14 protein-coding genes and 3 pseudogenes are annotated in these 18,674 nt (G+C 70.1%); 4 read left to right on the top strand and 13 right to left on the bottom strand.

The genetic code is table 11. The features are described from left to right. Positions 1–476: 476 nt before the first annotated feature. Positions 477–1,805, bottom strand: coding sequence for a Rieske 2Fe-2S domain-containing protein (locus AB0A97_RS40775; RefSeq protein WP_361160931.1), 1,329 nt, complete (start codon positions 1,803–1,805; stop codon positions 477–479). 804 nt (positions 1,806–2,609) lie between these two features. On the opposite strand from AB0A97_RS40775, the gene AB0A97_RS40770 reads away from it, so the two are divergent. Further along, on the top strand, positions 2,610–3,890 hold the full coding sequence (locus AB0A97_RS40770; protein ID WP_361160929.1) for an ATP-grasp domain-containing protein: 1,281 nt from the start codon (positions 2,610–2,612) through the stop codon (positions 3,888–3,890). 179 nt (positions 3,891–4,069) lie between these two features. Continuing rightward, positions 4,070–5,068: a 2-oxoglutarate and iron-dependent oxygenase domain-containing protein gene (locus AB0A97_RS40765; protein WP_361160926.1), complete on the top strand. Its 999-nt coding sequence runs from the start codon at positions 4,070–4,072 to the stop codon at positions 5,066–5,068. Between the two features lie 955 nt (positions 5,069–6,023). On the opposite strand, the gene AB0A97_RS40760 is transcribed toward AB0A97_RS40765, so the two are convergent. The 10 genes and pseudogenes from AB0A97_RS40760 to AB0A97_RS40715 form a co-directional block, all read right to left on the bottom strand. Beyond that, positions 6,024–6,659 (bottom strand): class I SAM-dependent methyltransferase, encoded by a 636-nt coding sequence (locus AB0A97_RS40760; protein ID WP_361160924.1) that lies wholly within the window; start codon positions 6,657–6,659, stop codon positions 6,024–6,026. 64 nt (positions 6,660–6,723) lie between these two features. Continuing rightward, positions 6,724–8,937 (bottom strand): hypothetical protein, encoded by a 2,214-nt coding sequence (locus AB0A97_RS40755; protein ID WP_361160921.1) that lies wholly within the window; start codon positions 8,935–8,937, stop codon positions 6,724–6,726. 80 nt (positions 8,938–9,017) lie between these two features. Beyond that, positions 9,018–9,620, bottom strand: coding sequence for a GNAT family N-acetyltransferase (locus tag AB0A97_RS40750; protein ID WP_361160918.1), 603 nt, complete (start codon positions 9,618–9,620; stop codon positions 9,018–9,020). 244 nt (positions 9,621–9,864) lie between these two features. After that, positions 9,865–10,674, bottom strand: a complete 810-nt coding sequence (hisN, locus tag AB0A97_RS40745; RefSeq protein WP_361160915.1) for a histidinol-phosphatase — start codon at positions 10,672–10,674, stop codon at positions 9,865–9,867. Between the two features lie 89 nt (positions 10,675–10,763). Further along, positions 10,764–11,453, bottom strand: a complete 690-nt coding sequence (locus tag AB0A97_RS40740; protein ID WP_361160912.1) for a methyltransferase — start codon at positions 11,451–11,453, stop codon at positions 10,764–10,766. A gap of 154 nt (positions 11,454–11,607) precedes the next feature. After that, positions 11,608–12,897 (bottom strand): DegT/DnrJ/EryC1/StrS family aminotransferase, encoded by a 1,290-nt coding sequence (locus AB0A97_RS40735; RefSeq protein ID WP_361160908.1) that lies wholly within the window; start codon positions 12,895–12,897, stop codon positions 11,608–11,610. Between the two features lie 170 nt (positions 12,898–13,067). After that, positions 13,068–14,069: a Gfo/Idh/MocA family oxidoreductase gene (locus AB0A97_RS40730; RefSeq protein ID WP_361160905.1), complete on the bottom strand. Its 1,002-nt coding sequence runs from the start codon at positions 14,067–14,069 to the stop codon at positions 13,068–13,070. Between the two features lie 106 nt (positions 14,070–14,175). Continuing rightward, on the bottom strand, positions 14,176–14,706 hold the full coding sequence (locus AB0A97_RS40725) for an NUDIX domain-containing protein (protein ID WP_361160903.1): 531 nt from the start codon (positions 14,704–14,706) through the stop codon (positions 14,176–14,178). Then, a complete protein-coding gene (locus AB0A97_RS40720; protein ID WP_361160900.1) occupies positions 14,699–16,132 on the bottom strand; it encodes a M28 family peptidase in 1,434 nt (477 codons plus the stop codon). Before AB0A97_RS40720 ends, AB0A97_RS40725 begins: the two co-directional genes overlap by 8 nt. Positions 16,133–17,006: 874 nt before the next feature. Continuing rightward, positions 17,007–17,156, bottom strand: a pseudogene (locus AB0A97_RS40715) (IS5/IS1182 family transposase); the annotation flags it as partial. 24 nt (positions 17,157–17,180) lie between these two features. Between AB0A97_RS40715 and AB0A97_RS40710 the strand changes: the two are divergent. Continuing rightward, a pseudogene (locus AB0A97_RS40710) lies at positions 17,181–17,398 on the top strand (hypothetical protein); the annotation flags it as partial. 73 nt (positions 17,399–17,471) lie between these two features. Here the strand turns inward: AB0A97_RS40710 and AB0A97_RS40705 are convergent. Both AB0A97_RS40705 and AB0A97_RS40700 read right to left on the bottom strand, forming a co-directional pair. Next, positions 17,472–17,762 carry a hypothetical protein gene (locus AB0A97_RS40705; protein ID WP_361160897.1) on the bottom strand — a complete coding sequence of 97 codons (291 nt, stop codon included), beginning with the start codon at positions 17,760–17,762 and terminating at the stop codon, positions 17,472–17,474. 213 nt (positions 17,763–17,975) lie between these two features. After that, a complete protein-coding gene (locus tag AB0A97_RS40700) occupies positions 17,976–18,326 on the bottom strand; it encodes a helix-turn-helix domain-containing protein (protein ID WP_361160894.1) in 351 nt (116 codons plus the stop codon). 133 nt (positions 18,327–18,459) lie between these two features. On the opposite strand from AB0A97_RS40700, the pseudogene AB0A97_RS40695 reads away from it, so the two are divergent. Continuing rightward, positions 18,460–18,674: pseudogene (locus AB0A97_RS40695) on the top strand (hypothetical protein); the annotation flags it as partial.

Genomic DNA, 18,674 nt, shown 5'->3' with positions numbered 1-18,674 from the left:
CCCAGCCCCGGTTGAGCAGGAGATCGACCTGGTGCTGGGCGAGACCGGGGGCACGTCGGCCCTTTCCCCTGGGCCGCGTGAGGCCATGGGATTCCGGCGCTACTGAGGCTCGCCGCTCCGTGAGGAGCAACCGCAGTGCCTCCGCGTTCATCTCCGTCCTCTCGTGATGCCGCTCTCCGGAGACACGTGACGCGGAGCGACCTCGAAGCGGCGTCAGTGGTTCCGGACAGCCCGATGAACTCACATCAATCAACTCCCCGACGGGGCGTGTCGTTCGAACCCCCCATGAGTCGCGCCGACGGAGCGACCGCGGCGATACAGCCATGCACCCGTCTGTTGGGATCCTCGCTGTCATCATCTCCTCCGACGGCCGCTCAGCCCGGGTAGTGAGGGCGCCGAGTCACTGTGGTGAATGATCCGGGTGAGTGACTCGGGCAGCTGAATGGTCCGTACGAGTGACGCCTGCGCGAAAGGCGTCACACGCTGCCGGCAGGTGCCTTCCGTGCGACGCCCGCGATCTCGTCGTACTCCTTCTGGAGGTGGCTCGGCCGCCCGGCCTGCACCGTCCAGAATCCGCCGATCCCGAGGAGCCCGTTCTTCTTGCGGGCAGCGAGTTTCTTCTCGAAAACCTCGCGCGGCACCCCTTGTGTGTAGCGGGCCTTGCCGAGGAGGGGCAGTTGAATGCTGACATTGGCCGCGGGGTCGCGCACCGTGCCCGGCGGGTCCTCCCCCTGCGCCACTTTCCGCATCGCTTCGAAGTACCTCCGCCGTAGCAGGGTGATGCCTTTGTCGCCGCGCCCCAGTTGCTCGACGGTCCGGTCCGCGAACGTTCCCTGTCCGATCCACGCGGCGAAATCCTGGTTCCCGGTGTGCGACGTGATGATGTCACCGGTCGCCGGGTCGGTGAGCGGGCCGTACCAGTACGGAATCGCGCCGGGATCCTGCCGGCCGGGCGGTACGTCGTCGGGGAGCACGGAGTACTGCCAGGTGAAATTGAGGGTGCGCCGTTCGTCCACCGGCACCCGGAACTCGATGGTGTTCCCGGAAGCGAGGGTGTAGGGCCACAGGCTGAGGATCCCGCCGTCGGTCACGTCGTTCGTGCTCGAGTAGGAACCTGTCGGGCGGACGTCGGGGACTTCCACCACCCGCCCGTTGACGAAACCGTGCTCGAATTCCAGGAAGTCGATCGACAGGTGCCGGGGTACATACGTGGGGGATTCCGGGTCGCTGCGTACGGCGTTCCCGTTCTGGTGCAGCCACTCGAAATGGACGGGGTCCATGCTGTTCTCGTGGCACTGGAACCAGTTGCACGGCAGTTCCGTCATGATGATCTCGACGAAGCCGTGCTCCCAGGTGAACGGCTCGAAGTCGGGCAGCAGCGGCGCGGGCGCGGGGCCGAGATAGGCCCAGATCAGCCCTCCGAGCGTGGTGGTGGGGTACGCGGCGACGCCGACTTTGTCGCGGAATCCGCCGGACGGGCCCGTCTCCTCGAACGGCTGACTCGCGCAACGGCCTTCGGAGTCGAACCCCCACCCGTGGTATGCGCACCGCATCACGTCACCGTCCACCCAGCCGATACCGAGGTCGGTGCCCCGGTGCGGGCAGCGCCGGGAGATCAGACCGTGGCTGCCGTCCGGCTTACGGAACAGGACGAGGTCCTCACCCAGCAGCCGTACGGGTTTGACGCGACGCTGGGTCAGCTCCAGGACCGGCGCCACCGGATGCCAATATCTGCGCAGCAGTTCACCCATTCGCGTACCGCGTTGAACCTGGGAAAGGATGCGGTTCTTGTCCGCTGAGAGCATGGGTACTCCTTCGCTCACGACGTGCACAGAGTGGGGGCACCAGCCGGGCATCCGCTGTCAAGGCGACACCATCGGGCCCCGGAAGAGAAGAAGAGCCGACGCGCAAGAGTGGGCACAGCCCCGAAGCGCTGCCGCTCGGGCCTCGGTATCGGAACACGCGGTACCTGGCTTGGTGGAAGAGTGAGCACCTGTCGACCCGTACGGCGCGGCTTCGGTGGTGCGACGGCTGGAGGCACTGCGGCGTTGATGCGGCGGGTGGGGCGTGACGGTTGCCGGAGGAGGAACAGATATCGAAGCAGTGGAATGGTGCGCCTGGCGGGCATGGAAGTATCGGACCCTGTCCGTTCGTCATCTTCACTCGGTCCGGGCAGCGTTGTCCACGTGCATCTTTTACACCGAAGAAGTGACGGTCGAATTCGCCTTGCGCGTCCCGTGCGGAGTGTGCTGTTGCCACCCGCCCCCCCCACGGACGGGAGCAGATGCGTTTCTCCGACGAAGGGCGGCGCGCTTCCTCGGTTCACCCGTCAACTCTGCCCAGGAAGAGAACCCGGACCAAAAAGAGTGGATGCCCATTCGGCGTAGAACGCAGCGGTGGATAACGGCCGCCGGTCACGTGATGATGTGAGTGCCCTGGGACAAGGGCCCGAGGCGCCCACGATGGGACCGGGGCCAAGTCGCCCACGACCGGCCCGTCACCGGCCGATGCGTCCACCACCGACGGGTGGACAGCATCAGGAGCCCCGGCCCCTCACCGCTCGCCCCGCCTGCCCCCCCACGCATGACATGACGGAGGAACCGGCCCACATGCCGACAGCGAACACCGACACCACTGATGCGGCATGCTTTTCAGCCGGTTCCTCGGGGCGGCCGCTCCTGCTGCTGGTAGGCAGCGGCAGCGAGCACTGGCGCGCTTACGTACTGCGGTCCATGGCGTCCGGATACCGGTTGCATTTGCTGTGCCCCGCGCCTCCCACCTGGGAAAAGCCCTACATCGATTCGTTCGGTGTGGTGGACACCCTGGACGTCGCGGCGATGACCGCCGCCGCCCGGGCCCACCCCGAGCGATTCGCGGGTGTGCTCACCTACGAGGAGACGCGCGTGGAGGCCGTCGCCGAGCTGGCGACCGTGCTGGGGCTGCGTACCAGCCCGCGTGAGGCCGTGAGGGCGTGCCGGGACAAGTACGCCGGCCGGAAGGCGCTCGACCGGGCCGGTGTCCCGCAGGCCCGGTCGGCAGCCGTCGCGAGTCTGGCCGAGGCGAGCGAGGCGGCAGCCCGGATCGGCTATCCGGTGGTGGTCAAACCCCGGGCGCTTTCAGCGAGTTGCGGAGCGACCTATGTCGGCGGCGAGCGGCAGTTGGCACGGGCCTACCAGCAGGCGGGCAGGATCTGGTTCGACGAGGTGCCCCGGTACGCACAGCCCACCCTGGTGGAGGAGTACCTCGACGGACCCGAGATCAGTGTGGAGGCGGTCTGCCGCGACGGGCAGGTCACGGCGCTGTTCGTGGCGCACAAGCAGCTCGGCTACGCCCCCGGGTTCCAGGAAGTGGGCCACACGGTCCGGGCGGACGACCCACTGCTGTCCGACGACGTTCTGCTCAAAGTGGTCCAGAATGCCCACACCGCCGTCGGCCTGACCGACACGGTGACCCACACCGAGCTGCGCCTGACCTCCTCCGGCCCGAAGGTCGTGGAGATCAACGCACGGATCGGGGGCGGCCGGGTCCCGTACCTCGGCGGCCTGGTCACCGGATTGGAGATCGGCCGGATGGCGGCCGATCTGGCGGTCGGCGCCACGCCGGACTTCCGGACGTCCGGGGCCTCCGCAACGGCCGCGGTCCGCTTTTTGTATCCCGAAAGGGAGGTACGGGTCGAGTCCGTCGAGTTCGCGATGGACCGGCTGCCGCCCGAGATCCGGGAAGTACGGGCGCTGACGGCCCCGGGCCGGGAGCTGCGGCTGTACCCGCCGGGCGACTCCCGCTCCCGGTATGCCCTCCTCGTCGCCGTCGCCGAGACGGAGCGGGACTGCACGGCGGCACTGGAGCGGGCGGCCGACGCGGTGACCCTGCACGGTACTCCGCTGTCCTGACGGGGCATCGACAACGGCGTCGGCCGGACACCTGGTCGACGCGGGCTGTTCCCACGCCCCTGCAACTGCCCCGTCTTCTCTCTTGTCCCCGTCCCCGCGTGCCGCCTCCGTGCGGGCCGGTCCGGAACCGTAACGCAGTGGTGAGGTCCACAACCGTATCGAGAAACCAGGAGCACTCCATGCCAGAAGCGATTCCCGTGATCGATCTCCGGGACAGCGAACGAGGTCCGAAAGCGCGCGCCGAGTTCCTGAACCGGCTGCGGGCCGCCGTCCACGACATCGGGTTCTTCCAGCTCACCGGCCACGGCGTCACCGGCGCCGCCGAACTGCTCGACCTGACGCGTCGGCTGTTCTCCCTGCCGGAGTCGGAGCATGCGGCTCTCGACGTCCTCAACTCCCCTCACTTCCGGGGCTACTCCGCGATGGGGCGGGAGCGCACCCGGGGCGTCCCGGACCAGCGCCGGCAGCTGGACATCGGTCCCGAGCGCCCGGCGCGGAGCCCCGGCCCGGGAGAGCCCGCGTACCAGTGGCTGGTCGGCCCCAACCAGTGGCCGGCCGCCCTGCCGGAGCTGCGGCCGGCCGTACTGGCATGGATGGACCGGTTGACGAGCCTCTCGCACCGGATGCTCAGGCTCGTCCTGGAGTCCCTGGAGACTCCCGAGGGCTTCCTGGACGATGTGGTCACCCCGGAGCCGCAGATCCATTTCAAGCTGCTGCACTACCCGGGGCCGGACGCCACGGCGGGCAGCGTCCCGAAGGGCGACGGCGCGGGCACCCACAAGGACTACGGACTGCTCACCCTGCTGGTGCAGGACGACAAAGGCGGGCTGCAGGTCGCCGTCGAGGACGGTCACTTCGTCGACGTCCCGGTCCTGCCGGACGCGTTCGTGGTCAACCTCGGTGAACTGCTGGAGGTCGCCACGCGCGGATATCTCAAGGCCACCGTTCACCGGGTCGTCCGCCCGGCCCCGGGGGTCGACCGGTACTCCATGCCGTTCTTCTACAGCCCTCGTCTGGAGGCATCGGTCCGGCCCCTGCCGAGCCGGTACGTCAGCGCCGCGGGCGGCGTGACGGTGGACCCGGACAACCCCCTGTTCGCCTGCTACGGCGATAACGTCATGAAGGGCCTGACCAGAGGGTTCCCCGAACTGATCGCCCGCCATCACCCCACCTGGTGACCGCTGCCGGACGGTGGGCGTCCTGCGGCCGGCCGTCAGAAGCGGCATTGGCCCTAGGCGCTCGCGCCCTGTCACCCCGCGCGCCCAGCCTGAGTCCTGGTCAGCCTCGTCACCCATAGCTTGTCCCGCTGGGCAGAGGACGAGTCCGAAAGAGCGAAGATGATGGGGGAAGACCGTCATTCGTCGACAGGGCCTGCCCGCACCACGTGAGGGTGCGCTCCGGTAGAAAACGGGCGCCCGCAGGACCAGGCATTGCGCGCTTCACCCACCGCGACCGAAGCCGTGTGCGGCCAGGGCAGACCGGAGGCCGCATAATCTGGCGCCTCACCGAGCGAAGGTCACGCCAGTAGTCACTGAGTGCCTCGTCCAGGACGGGCACGACTCCAACCGAGGAGCTTCTCTGGGGAGAAATTGGGAAGAACGAAGCTTGGTGGGGAGCACCGGGGGGGGGAGAATCAGCTCAGCCACACTCTGGCCGGTAGAGCCATAGACCGCTGCCCGACCCGGCACTGCCGGGCCGACGGCGAACGTTCCGCATCATTTGGAGTGACGACTGGACCGGAGAGGCAGCCGGGAACGGGAAAGGGTCGGTTGCTGCGAATGCTGCAACCACCCTCGTCAGAGTTGGCCGCAGCGAAGCCTCCCAAGGAACAGCGCCACGTTGACCACCGTGAGATCGGGCCGCTGCCCACCCGGTCGGTCATTGGCTGACAGTCACGGCTCGATCGTCCGCCACCGCGCATCGGGCAGTTCATGCCGCTGCCCCGTACCGGATGCCTGCCCGGCCCACAGCTTGGTCCGCCCTGCCGGCAAGAACCGTAACGCGCCGCCTCCGCCGGGCGCGGTGCCACGCGCGGTGCCCGGCGGGAAGGGACGGAAGGGCAGCCACGGGGCAGCGGCCGGCGCCCGGAGTGCCCCCGCTGCCGGCAGCCACCGAGAACGCCCCGCCGAACCGTCACTCCGGCACCGCAAGGCCGATCATGAAGGGGGCGGTCGGGGCCGGGTTGCGGCCCGGGGGGAAACGGAAATGGCGTACGTGCTTCATGGTGAAGCCGGCTCCCGGAATGGCGCGGTCTGTTCTGCGGCTCACCCGGCACCCGCCCGAGATGTGCGGCCACAAGAGGTCCACCGCGCACTGGTAGGCGGCGAACCCCCGGGAGCGCGAGCGGATGTGCTCGTAGAAGCAGAGATGCCCGCCGGGGCGCAGCACCCGTCGGATCTCGGCGAGCGCGGTCGGCAGATCGCGCACCGAGCACAGCACCAGCGAGCAGACGACCGTGTCGTACGACGCGTCCCCGGCGGGCAGGCGTTCGGCGACGCCGTCGGAGACGGTCACCGGTACCCGGGCCTTGGGCGCCGCCTCCCGCGCCAGGTCGCGCAGGGTCCGTTCCGGTTCGAGGGCCACGACCTCGGTGACGGTGTCCGGGTAGTGGGGGAAGTTCAGGCCGTGTCCGGCACCGATCTCCAGGACGCGGCCGGTGGCGGGGGCGAGCGACTCGGCGCGGTGTTCCTGGGCGCCGTGTTCCTCCGCCCAGGCGGCGAGTTTGGGATACATCCTGGCGAAGCGTGGGTGGTTGACCTCGGTGTTCACTGTCCGTACCTCTGTGTCGGGTCCGACGGGTCAGTTCAGGGGGCGGCGGCCGGGGACGACCGGATCAGCGCACGTACAGGTCACGGCCGGCGAACTGGATCCGGCCCAGGCCCACCGCGTAGAAGCGCAGCAGCATGGTGTGCCGGGCCAGCGGGCGGCCGGTGCTGATGGTCAGGCGGGTGCGGGCCGTGCCGCCCGCCGGTACGCGCACCGACTCGTCGTCGAGCCGGAAGCCGAAGCCGTGCGGCTTGCCGTGGGTGATGCGCCCGCCCAGGAGGAGATCCAGTTCCTCGTCGCCGCTGTTGCCGATCTCCACGCCGAGCTCGGTGTCGGCCCCGGGGCGCAGCCGGTTGTCACCGGTGATGGTCAGCGTCACCGCCTCGTCCTCGGTGTCCTGTACGGCACCGCAGATCGCGCAGCTGATCAGGTAGCGGCGCAGGTGGGGACGGAGGATGTTGCCGCTGACGTAGCGGTGGAGGGCCTCGCCGCAGTAGCGGCACGGGTCGTCGGTGCTCTCGGTGCGCTGCACCGTGTAGGTGTGGCGGTACGCCTCGACGAAGTGGTACTCGCGGCTCTCGGTGGCCTGCAGGAGCTTGTCCATGACGCCGCGGTCGAGCGCGGTGCACTTCTCCCGGATACGCTCGACGGACCGGCTGAACCGTTCCCACTCGGTCAGTTCGAAGCGTGTGTTGCGCGCTCTGCGGGCCATCGTGGGCAGGTTGTTGACCATGTCGGTCAGTACCGCGCGGCCCTTGTCGAGCTTGATGTCCAGGAACGCCAGGTTCTCGTACCGTTCGAAGGCCCGGGTGAGTCCGTCCAGTTCGGCCCGCGGCGCCGTGGCGCGTACGTCGAGGACGCGGGGCGACTCCTCCGGGAGCAGCGGCCGGTCCTGTACGCCCAGCACCATCATGTCGAGCCCGCCGTCGATCTCCGCGGCGGCCGCGTAGAACGGGGTGCGTCCGCCGAACGGGGTGGCGGGCCGGATGTCCAGGGTGCCGTCGCGGTGCGCCGCGAGGAGGTCCGGGTCGTCCAGCCGGACGCGGCTGTACGTCGGCATGAGGCCGTCGAAGCGGACGGTGGCACGATCTCGCTCGTACGCGACCGACGGCACCGAGCCGGTCCGCGGCGCACCGCGGTCGCCGTAGACGGCCTCCGGGTCGCCGATGACGATGACGGCCGGCGCGTCCACGCCCCACCGTTCGAGGTTGTCGTTGACCGCCCGTACGGCGGCGCCGACCGTCAGACCGTCCTCGATCAGGGCGTGGAAGAGCAGGTTCTCGCCGGGGATACCGTCCTTGAGCAGCGGGCTGGCGATGAAGCAGCCCGTCCAGCCGTCGAGGAACCGGCGGGAGATGGTGAAGCGGTTGTGCTCGCCCATCAGCTGGGTGCCGAACTTCAGGGTCAGGCAGGCGTTGGCGAAAACCACCTGAGCCGTGACGGCGGCGGGGTCGTGCCGTCGCGCGTCCGGGTAGACACAGGTGTCTCCCTGCATGCAGGCGGGCAGCGGGCCGGGCGCGCGCCGGGCCGCCGCCTGCTCCTCCGGGTCGTCGGTCAGACCGCACAGGATGTCGTCGGGGGTGACCCGCAGGTAGTCCTCGCTGGCGTGGGCGATGAAGCTCAGCACCCGGCGCAGCACCGTGCCGTCCATGAGGTGCCCGGCGTCGACGGCGTCCGTCGGGTAGACCGTCAGGCGACCCGACGTCATCGGCTCCTTGCCCTTGAGGAGCCCGGCGAAGAACTCGTCGCGCTCCGCCGGGATGTGCGGGTAGACCAGCGTCTTGAACACCAGTTCGCTGAGCTTGGCCGGGGTCGGCCCGCACAGGACGCCCGTGTTCACCTCCGGGGCCTCCCGGCGGAGCCGGTTCAGCAGGGCGAACTCCAGCACCCGTTCCGGGCCGACGACCGTGAGGTAGCCGCCGGGCGGCAGCTCCAGCGCCGCCTTCACGACCTGACTCGCGGTGTCGGCCCGTACAAGCCGGGCGTCCTTGGCCAGCGCGAACACCAGTGCCGGCGCGCAGAACCCGGCGTCGTCGGTGAGGGCGACGACGAGGTGGTCCTCCCGCCCGTCGCGCGCGCAGTCACCGGCCCCCGGAGGGACGGCGCCATCGGCCCGGGCAGGTACTTCGACCGTTTCCAGGCCGAGGCGCGCCGCGATCCGGCGGGGCCACACATGCTTCCCGGCCGGGTCGAACACGGGCAGGTACCGCACACCGCGGCCGTGCTGAGCGAACGCGTACTCCAGATAGTCGCCGAGCGTCGTGGCGAGCCCTATGGTCACGTCTTCCAGCCCTTCTCGTCTCCGCGTTCCGGTGGCCGGGCCGCGCGGCACCGACCGGCATCGTCGTGGGCAGCCCTGGCTCAGGCGCCCGGCTTACGGGTCATGGCCCAGGTGTGCGGGCCGCCGCCGGGGAGCGGGTAGTCGGCCGTCACCTCGAAGCCGAGGCGCTCGTAGAAGCGCACGTTGCGTTCGTCGGAGGTCTCCAGGAAGGCGGGGACACCGGCCTGTTCGGCGGCTTCCAGGCCGGGCCGGATCACCGCGCCGCCCAGGCCCTGACCCTGGCGGCCGGGGTCGACGCCGACCGAGCCGAGGAACCACACGGGTTCGGTGGGCCGGTGGGGCCCCATGGCGGCCTCGGCCTGCGCGGAGAAGTCGGCACGGTCTCCGGCGATCTCCGCGAACTGCGGGCCGATCTCCGCGAAGACGTTGCCCGCGTTGGCGGTTTCGGGGGTGGTCCAGACGGCCACCGCGTCGCCGTCGTCGGCCACCCACACCTTGCCGTGGTCCAGGCCGATACGGGAGACGAACAGCTCGTTGAAGCGGTGCAGGCGGGCGAGGTGGTCGTCGGCGGCGATGGTGTGGCGGGTGAAGGGGTAGTCGGCGAACGCGCGCTGGAGGGTGCGCAGCGCGCGGGGGAGGTCGTCACGGGTGGCGGGGCGGACGGCGGGGGCGTTCGAGGTCATGGGTGTCACCAGTTCAGTCGGACGGGCAGGCGGGTGGTCGGGGGCGGTCGGGCGGGTGGTCGGGGGATCGGGTGCGGACGGGCGGGTGGTCGGGTGCAGTCGGGTGGTCAGCCGTTGTGGGACGGTTGGTCGCGGACGGCCGGGCAGCCCCGACCGGTCGATCCTGATCGGCCTGTCCTGATCGATGTGCGGGCGAGTGCGAAGCCTGGATGCGGGCACAGCACCGGCCGGTTCGGACAGCGGCTCAGCCCCCGTCCGTGCACGGCCCGGTGTGGTCGGTGCCGAGAACCCCGACAGCCAGTTCGTGCAGTTGCGGGTTGGCCGACAACGCGCCGCCTCCGGTGAGGATGTCGCCGCCCGCCAGATCGGTGCAGCGACCACCGGCTTCCTCCACCACCACCCGTACCGCAGCCACGTCCCACGGGCTGACGACAGGCTCGGCGGCGATGTCGACGATGCCCTCGGCCACCATGCAGTGCTGGAGGAAGTCGCCGTACGCCCGGTCCTCCCAGCAGGCGTCGGCCAGCCGCAGGTAGGCCGCCCTGGAGTGGAACTGCGGCCACGTGCCCAGGTTGGTGGTGGACAGGTAGGCGTCACCGAGACGGTTCACACCGGACACATGAAGGGACGCCGGCGGCTCGTTGCCGCGCCGTGTCCAGGCGCCGCTGTCCGCAGCGGCCCACCAGCGCTGCCGCAGCGCGGGAGCGCTGACCACGCCCACGGTCGGGCGGCCGTGCTCGACCAGCGCGATCAAGGTCGCCCAGACCGGTACGCCGCGCAGGAAGTTCTTCGTGCCGTCGATCGGGTCGACGATCCACACGCGCGGCCCGTCCGGGGTGCCGCCGTGCTCCTCGCCGAAGAAACCGTCCGCGGGCAGCCGCTCCTTGAGGGCGGTACGGATGGCGTCCTCGACGCTGAGGTCGGCGTCGGTGACGGGGGTACGGTCGGGCTTCTGGTCGATGCGCAGGTCGCGGGAGCGGAAGCGGGCACCGGTGATGGCGTCGGCGAGGTCCGCGAGATCGAGGGCGGCGTCCAGGTCGCCCGGGCTGGGCATATCGGTGTCTCCTTGGGGTGGGCGGTGGGGCGCCCGGACCCGGCCGCCGCGCGGGGCGGCGGCCGGGCACGCGGGCCGGGAACCGGGGGCTACTTCTGGTGCAGCTCCAGAAGGTGGTACTCCATGACCCGCACCACCTCGATCCGACGGATGCGGCGCAGCAGCTCCACCCGCATGCCGGCGTCCTCGGCGAACCGGTCGAGCATCTCGCGGTCCCCGAGGTCGGCGGTGCCGATGAACAGCCGCCCTCCGTCGGCCAGATGCTCGCGCGCCCCGGCCAGGTAGCGGGCCTGGCCCTTGTAACCCGGGTCGAACACGGCGTGATGCAGGTGGCTCTTGAGGCTGAAGTCGTCCTCCACGAACGTCCACGGTACGTTCCAGAAGATCGCGTCGAAGCGGTCCTCGGAGGTCAGGGCGTCGTACAGGTCACTGTGCAGGGCGCGTACCTTGTCGGCGACCTGGTGCCGGCGCGCGTTGGCCTCGGTGTTGGCCACCGCCTTCTCGTTGATGTCCAGCGCGGTGACCTGCGCGCAGCCGGAGAGCGCGGCGGTGACGGAGATGACGCCCGTGCCGCAGCCCACCTCCAGGAACGAGCCGCCCTTCGGGTACGGCAGGGCAGAGGCCATCACCTCGGTCGCCGCGGTGATGGTGCCGGGGAACACGTCGCGGTGCAGGTCCCACTCCCGGCCGAGCAGGGTGAACGAGTCGGGCAGGTCGTCGCCCTCCATCGCCCGGTTGAGTACGGCCTCGGCGGCTTCCGGGGATTCCTTGACAGCCATGGTTCCTCTCCAGTCCTCATGTCGGTCATGCGGGTGGGGCGGGGGTCTCCCCGGGGCCGTTCGGTGATCAGGGGCAGGATGTGCCCCGGTTCGTACCGTGGACCGGGGGCGGGGCAGGATTCACCCCGCGTCCGTACGGTGGGCCGGGCGCTCGTCAGCCGTCGTCGCGCGCGTGCCCGGCGAGCGCGGCGCGGTGGCGGCCGACCTTCTGGAACGCCTCGATGTAGGCGTCGATCAGCTCCTTGTCGGCGGGCCAGTCGTTGAAGGTCGGCAGGGACAGCGCCTGCTGCTCGACACGCTCGGCGGCGGTGCCGGGGGCAGCCACGTTGGCGTGCTTGGGGGTACCCGGGAAGAGCGGGCTCTCGGCCGACGCGTACAACGGCAGGGTGGACAGCCGGGGACCGGACGGCGCACCGATCTCCATGCCCTCGGCCCGCAGTGCGGTGATGAGCTGCTTGCGGGTGACGCCGGGCAGCGCCTCGGGCAGGAACAGCGGCTTGTAGCCGTACCAGGCCCCCATGTCGACGTCCTCGCCGACGTGTACGGGCTCGATGTAGTCGACCTCGGCCAGCCGCTCACCGAAGTAGCGCAGCGCGCTGTGCCGGGCCTCCTTGCGCTCGGGGAACGCGGCGAGGGAGTGCAGGGCGACGATGGCGTTGAACGGCGACATGCGCAGTTTCAGCCCGAACCCGGTCACCCAGTGGTCGCGCAGCGCCTCGTCGGTGATCTCCTCGCGGCAGCGGTCACGGTAGTGCCCGAGCAGGGTGGCCCGGTCGTGCACCCCCGCGTCGTTGGTGACGAGGATGCCGCCCTCGCCGGCGAAGACGGCCTTGTTCGCCTGCAGGGAGAAGACCGCCGCGTCGCCGAAGGTGCCGCACAGGCGGCCCTTGTAGCGGCTGCCGTGGGCGTGCGAGCAGTCCTCCAGGACGCGCAGGCCGTGCCGCTCGGCGATGCTCATGACCGCGTCCATGTCGCAGGGGTGACCCCACTGGTGGACGACGGTGACGACCTTCGTCCGCTCGGTGATCGCCGCTTCCAGGGCCTGCGGGTCGATGCCCCGGGTGAGCGGGTCGATGTCGGCGAGGACGACCTCGCCGCGCAGCGCGTGGACCGGGCTCAGCGCCGCGTGGTACGTGAGCGCCGGGCCGACGACCTCGACGTCTTCCCGCACCCCGAGGGCGAAGTAGGCGGCGAACAGGGCGCTGGTCCCGGAGTTGAAGGTGACCGCCCAGCGGACCTGGTCGTCGAGGAAGGCGCGGAAGGCGTCCTCCAGCTCGCGGACCGGGCCGCTGCTGCCCTTGATGGAGATGTCGTCGTTGCGCTGCGCTGCCAGGGCGGTGAGTTCGGCCTCTTCGGCGCGGGGCGGCCAGATCTCGTGCGGGAGCGGCCGGGTGATGGCCGGGGTGCCGCCCAGCAGGGCGAGGCGTTCGCCGGTGGAAGTCACGGGGTCCTCTGTCTCTCGGTCGGGAAGCGGTCGTACGGGCGCAAGACGGCAGGGGGCCGGGGCCCGGGGCTGGAGAAAGGGGCGGCCGGCAGGGCGTCGCGGGGTGGCGGCGAAGGCGCGTACCGGCGGTGGACGAAGGCGGCCGGGGCAGCGGCCCCGGCGGCCGCGGGTCAGGCGGGTACGGCCTGGCCGGGTGCGGTCAGCGGTGGCCCGGCTTGCGCGGCGGTGCGGGTGTCGGCGGGCCGGTCGCGGTAGATGCGGTCGAGCAGCCGTACCGCGGAGAGCTGCCGCCGGACGTGCGTGGTGCGGTAGTCGCGGTCGTCCAGGTGCCGGAAGTAGTGGGCGAACATGGCGTTCACGGCGGTGCCTTTGGGCTGCTCGGACACCAGGCGGTACGCGACATCGCCGTCCGGGGAGTGCAGCGCCGCTTCTGTGGGCGTGACGTTCAGGGCGCCCTCGGTGCCCAGGATCGTCAGTTTCTCGACCTTCTCCAGGTTGTGCCGCGAGATCCGCAGCGAGCCCGCGAAGTCCAGCCCCGGGTAACTGAACTGCACGCTGGCCAGGTCCTCCAGGCGCCGTTCGCGCATCTCCTCGTAGCGGTGCAGGAAGGTGGAGCGCACCTCGGCCGGGGCCGGGAACAGGCCGCTGAGCACGTCGAGGAGGTGGTAGCCCATGTCGAGCAGGACGCCGCCCAGGGCGAGATCGCTGGTGGCGCGCCAGCCGCTGGTCGGGGTGGGCAGGTTCAGGTGGTAGTCGTACGAGAACCAGTACGGCCTGCCGATCTCCGCCAGTTGCTCACGGGCGAACGCGAAGACCGGGTTGAAGCCACGCTGGACGAGGGTGAAGGCGCTGCGGTCCGCGTCGTCCACCAGCTTGACCAGTTCCCGGGCCTGCGCCTCGGTGACGGCGAAAGGTTTCTCCTTCAGGACGTGCTTGCCGGCGCGCAGCAGATCGCAGCAGATCGCGAAGTGCGCGTGGTGCGGAACGGTCACCACGGCGGTGTCGAAGTCGGCGGACCGCAGGGCCTCGTCGAGGCTGCCGTAGAGCGGGAAGTCCCACTGTCGGGCCAGCGCCGCGGCGTCCCCCGAGGGGTCGACGCCGCCGGCGATGTCGGTGTGCCGCCGGACGATCGGTAGGTACTCCTGCCCCTGGTGCCCGGCGAATCCGATCACCAACGAACGACATCGGGGGCGACTGCTCGGTTCAACCACGTGTGTCACGCGCTCTTCCCTTTCTGACCCGATTGCGGACGTACGTGCGTCACTGGACCGGCGACCGTCACAGCGTGTCGCTGATGTCCTTCCGGTGGGATGCCGGTGTCCGGGCGAGCCAGGTGTGTGCCGCGGTCACCGCATCCCGGACGAAGGTGCTGCCGCTGCGCCGGACGCTGTCGTCGAGGAGGGCGAGGTCGTGCGGTCCCACCCAGGCGCAGCGCGGGTGCTTGTCCCGTTCCAGGCGCGGGGCGGTGAGGTCGCCGACGGCCTCGACCAGGTAGTCGGTCTCGGTGCGGGTGCCGTCGTCGGCATCCCACTGCCCCCCGGCCACCTGGTGCAGGACCCGGCCGAGGCGCCATCCGGTCTCCTCCGTCAGCTCGCGGGCGAGCGCCTCCAGGGGGCTCTCGTCCGGCTCGACGTGGCCGCCCACCAGGTCCCAGCAGCCGGGAAAGAGCCGGCGGTCCGCGGAGCGCTGCTGGAGGAAGACACGGTCCCGGCTGTCGACGATCAGAGCGCCGACCACCAGCTTTCCGGCGGCTCGCGGGTGACCGGCGGGGGCCGGTGCCGGCCGGCCGTCCACCGCCCGCTCAGTCACGGCCGTGCGCCGCACGGTCGGTGCGCGCCACCGCCGTACCGGCGAAGTGGTCCAGCGTCCGGACGAAGGCGTCGCCGTGCTTGCGTGCCGCGGTGGCGTTGAAGCTGCCCGCGTTGTCGCACACCTGGTGGTAGCAGGGGTCGAACGGCTTGCCGGCCGTGCCGCCCCACAGGCGGGCCTGCTCGGCGGTCTTCAGCTCGAAGGAACCGCCGTTGAGGCCGCCGGCCGGAATGCCGGCCTTCATGAAGGGGGCGTAGTCGGACCGGCCGTCCAGCTTCCAGGTCTGCGCCACCTCGCCGGCCTCGGCGAAGGCGCGGGTGAAGCGGTCCGCGATATCGGCCGAGCCGTTCGGCGGCGTGATGCCTCCCTCGGGGTCGGCGTTCTTCCCGTCCATGGTGAACAGCCCGGAGTTGGGGCCGCCGATCATCTCCAGGTTGAGGTAGGCGGCGACGCGCTTGCGCTGCGCCGGGGTGAGCCGGTCAACGAAGTACTGCGAGCCGAGCATGTCGAACTCCTCGGCTCCCCAGAAGGCGAAGACCAACTGGTTTCTCGGAGCGGGTCGTTGGGCGCCACGCAGTGCGCTCTCCAGGAGGACGGCGACGGCGGCGCCGTTGTCGTTGATCCCGGCGGTCTCGGGCACCGAGTCGAGGTGGGCGCCGGATATCACCTGGTGTGCCGGATCGCCGGACCTGGTACGGGCGATGAGGTTCTCGGTGGTGCGCTTCTCGGTGCGCGAGCGGAGGGTGAGGGTGCCGGGCGCGTTCTGCCGGGCGGCGCGGGTCAGGGCCTCACCGGTCTCAGGTGACACCCCTGAGACGGGGATGCGGGCCCCGGCGGCGTCCTTGAGCCAGCCGTACAGTTCGCCCGGCCGGTCGTTGATCACCACGACCGCGGCGGCTCCGGCCGCGGCGGCGGCCTTGCCCTTGTCGTCCATCGTGCAGCCGCCGTTGCTGACCAGCGCGATCCGTCCGGTGACCGTGGCGCCGTCGTACGAGGCGGGCGCGCAGCCCTGCCGCCGCTCCTCGGGGCCCGTCAGCTCCGCGAACCGCGCGGTCAGGCCCTTCGCGGGGGTCGAGGGGGAGTACTTGGCCAGGGTGACGGGCACCGGCTTCCCGCCGGGCAGTACGAGCCGTTCCGTGAGGACCTGGGTGAAGAGGAAGCCGAAGGGCTGCCGCTCGACCTCGTAACCCGCCTTCTTCAGCCGCTGTTCGACATAGTCGAGGGACTCCGCGTAACCGCTGGTCCCGGAGGCTCGGTTGCCGTCGTTACGGTCGGCTATGCGCTGGAGCGCGTCGACATGGGCACGTACCCCGCTGTCCGTGAGAGACGCCGGCGCCGTGTCCGCCCGAGCCGGCACCTGCGTCAGCAGGAGCGCGGACAGGGCGGTGACCGACACGGCAGCAGTCGTCGGCGTACGGAAACCCACTTCTTTTCCCCCTGTTGTGTGCCGTCCCGGGTGTGTTCCACCGGGGCGATGGGTGCGAAGCGCTTCCCGTGGCGGATGCGTGGCACGGGAGAAGCACTGGCCGGTTCGGTGCGGCAGCGGGCACGCGATCCCCTGCACACCGATGCGAAGGAAGCGCGGAGTGTCAGGAGTGACGCCCCGGCTTGAACGTGTCTCAGGTAATAACAAGTCATTGCGACTTTGCAAGCCCTTGGCGATCAAAGGGCGGGTTGCGAGGGCCGGGAGCCAACGATTCAGGCCACCGGTCACCGGCCTCCCATAACGCCGCTGACCTGCAACTCTAGGGGTGACGGAGGCACTGACCGGCGGACCCCCACGGTTGCTGGCATGGCTGGATGACAGCGGTCCGTTTATCTCAGCACCTTGCCGGAACTTTGCCCTGCCTCCGGATAAACCGACTCCCGCGAAAGGTAATTGCCCGTTGAACTGTATCCGCTCCGGCGATGCTTACCAGCCAAATACGCCACGCCCTGGAACCCCGCATTCCAGGGGTGGGTAGCCCTGCGTATCCACGACACCTAGGCATTTCACAGCGCGTATCCGGCTCGAACTCACGGCAGAAATCCCGCCCGGCGGAAAGCCCGGGCAGGCACCCCGGAAACGTGCCGCCCCTGCACGAAGCGGGTGTGCGGCTCCTCGACTGCCGACGACCGCCCGACCGGCCGACCACGGGCCCGACCTGCTGATGATCGTCTTCAAAGCTCAGAACCAGAGCAGGATCGGGGCGATGGTGACGGCAGCGTTGCAGGACTCGCGGGCCTGGTCGCAGCGAGTGGCCGACCTGCGCCACTGGCCGGGGTGCCCCCCGCTCCCGAAGGCGCGTTGGACGATTTCCCATGTCGATGCCTTGTCGGGCGGCGTGCTTGACGAGGTACTGGCGGTAGCTGCCGTCGACCCGGACCTTGCGCAGGCGGGGGTGGGCAGCCGCGATGCGGTCGACCAGCCGGGTGCCGGCGACAAAGCCCTGGACGCTGGCGGCATCCACCTGCTCTCGCACATCGCCAAGGCCAGAAGGGCTTCCCGGGCCAGAAGGGCTTCAAGGTCATCCCCAGGCGACGGGGTGTCGAGCGGATCTTCGGCTGGCTGATGACCCACCGCTGCCTCGCCCGCGACTACGAAACCCACCCACACCGCTCCGAAGCGATGAGCCGCCTCGCGATGACCGGCCTGATGAGCCGCAGGCGCACACGAGTCGACTCCGAACCGGCGCGACACTTGAGCACATGACAACGCAGCGCCGCGAGTTCGCCAACGACTCCCGAAGCACGATGAACAGCAATCCACCAGGTGACGTACTTCTTCAGGTGGACAGGTTCTGGGCACGACACCCGCCCCCGTACTCGTTCGCGTAGATCGGATTACCCTCCCTGTCGCTGAGGTGGAAGCAGTGGCCGTAGGCCCACACCGTGATCGAATCGGGCCGATGCCCGACCTCGAACGGCTCGTCGCCAGACAACGTCCCACCCCAAGTACCGTCTCCCGCGGGCGAGTGGGTGACCACGATGCAGGTCTCCTTCGGCCGGATCCGGTGGATGTCCGCCCAGGGCTCCACGGTCAGCTCCAGCAGCTCCTCGCCATCGTTGCTGACCACCAGCCGCGCCGTTCTCCCCGCGAACACTCCAGGCCCCCACTCGGTCTTACGCCGTCACGCGCGCCACTGCGCAAGATGCGGGCGCACACAGCACGATCCCCACACGGTTGATAGATCCCGACTTGCCGAACAACCTGCCGGGGCAAAACGCTCCCCAAGGCCGACGCCGGGGGTCTTGAGTGTTGGGCGGCCGGGCAGCTCGCGGAGGGGGGATCAGTCGGTGCCGGTGCGACGGTCGTCGGCGGGTGCGGTGCGCTGGTGTTCGTCCTGGACGAGCAGGGAGAGCAGGGCGGCCACGGTCAGGCCGAGATCCGCTTCGGCCGGGTGCCGCAACGTTTTTCCGGGCTCGATCCGGTAGATGTTGGAGCGCCCCTCGCGGGTGCGGGAGAGGTACCCGTCGCCTTCCAGGTCGACGATGATCTTCTGCACGGCACGTTCGGTCAGCCGGCAGTGGGCGGCGATGTCGCGGATGCGGGCGTGATCGTTGTCGGCGATGACCGCCAGCACCCGGGCGTGGTTGGTCAAGAACGTCCATCCGGTGTGGGGCTCGGGCACCTCATACATGCCCCGACTATAGCGACCTGCGTTTCACGCACCACAAAGCACGTACCATTCTTCACGTATTGATTGACGTGTGTGTCTCGGGTGGACGAACCTGGACACCACGGCAGGCGAGTGAGCGAAGGAGAGGACGGCCATGCCCGAGCCCGCACCCGGCGCACCCCCCTTCCCTGGCCCCGCCCCCAGCGGCGCGCCCCCGCCGGGCCCGGCGATCTCCGGGCCGCATCTGCTGGTGATCGAGGTCACCGCCGACGGTGACCGGACCAACCTGGCGATAAAGGGTGACCTCGACTGGGCCGCCGGCCGGCACATCGAACCGGGCCTGCATGCCGCCCTGGCCGACTGCGTCCG

It is taken from the genome of Streptomyces sp. NPDC045470, assembly GCF_040646595.1.
Lineage (GTDB): Bacteria > Actinomycetota > Actinomycetes > Streptomycetales > Streptomycetaceae > Streptomyces.
This window is presented reverse-complemented; position numbering and strand designations above follow the sequence as displayed.

Excerpts from the sequence above, each read along its gene's own strand:
- AB0A97_RS40775 (WP_361160931.1), bottom strand. The coding sequence starts at position 1,805 with ATGCTCTCAGCGGACAAGAACCGCATCCTTTCCCAGGTTCAACGCGGT.
- AB0A97_RS40770 (WP_361160929.1), top strand. The coding sequence starts at position 2,610 with ATGCCGACAGCGAACACCGACACCACTGATGCGGCATGCTTTTCAGCC.
- AB0A97_RS40765 (WP_361160926.1), top strand. The coding sequence starts at position 4,070 with ATGCCAGAAGCGATTCCCGTGATCGATCTCCGGGACAGCGAACGAGGT.
- AB0A97_RS40750 (WP_361160918.1), bottom strand. The coding sequence starts at position 9,620 with ATGACCTCGAACGCCCCCGCCGTCCGCCCCGCCACCCGTGACGACCTC.
- hisN (WP_361160915.1), bottom strand. The coding sequence starts at position 10,674 with ATGCCCAGCCCGGGCGACCTGGACGCCGCCCTCGATCTCGCGGACCTC.
- AB0A97_RS40740 (WP_361160912.1), bottom strand. The coding sequence starts at position 11,453 with ATGGCTGTCAAGGAATCCCCGGAAGCCGCCGAGGCCGTACTCAACCGG.
- AB0A97_RS40700 (WP_361160894.1), bottom strand. The coding sequence starts at position 18,326 with ATGTATGAGGTGCCCGAGCCCCACACCGGATGGACGTTCTTGACCAAC.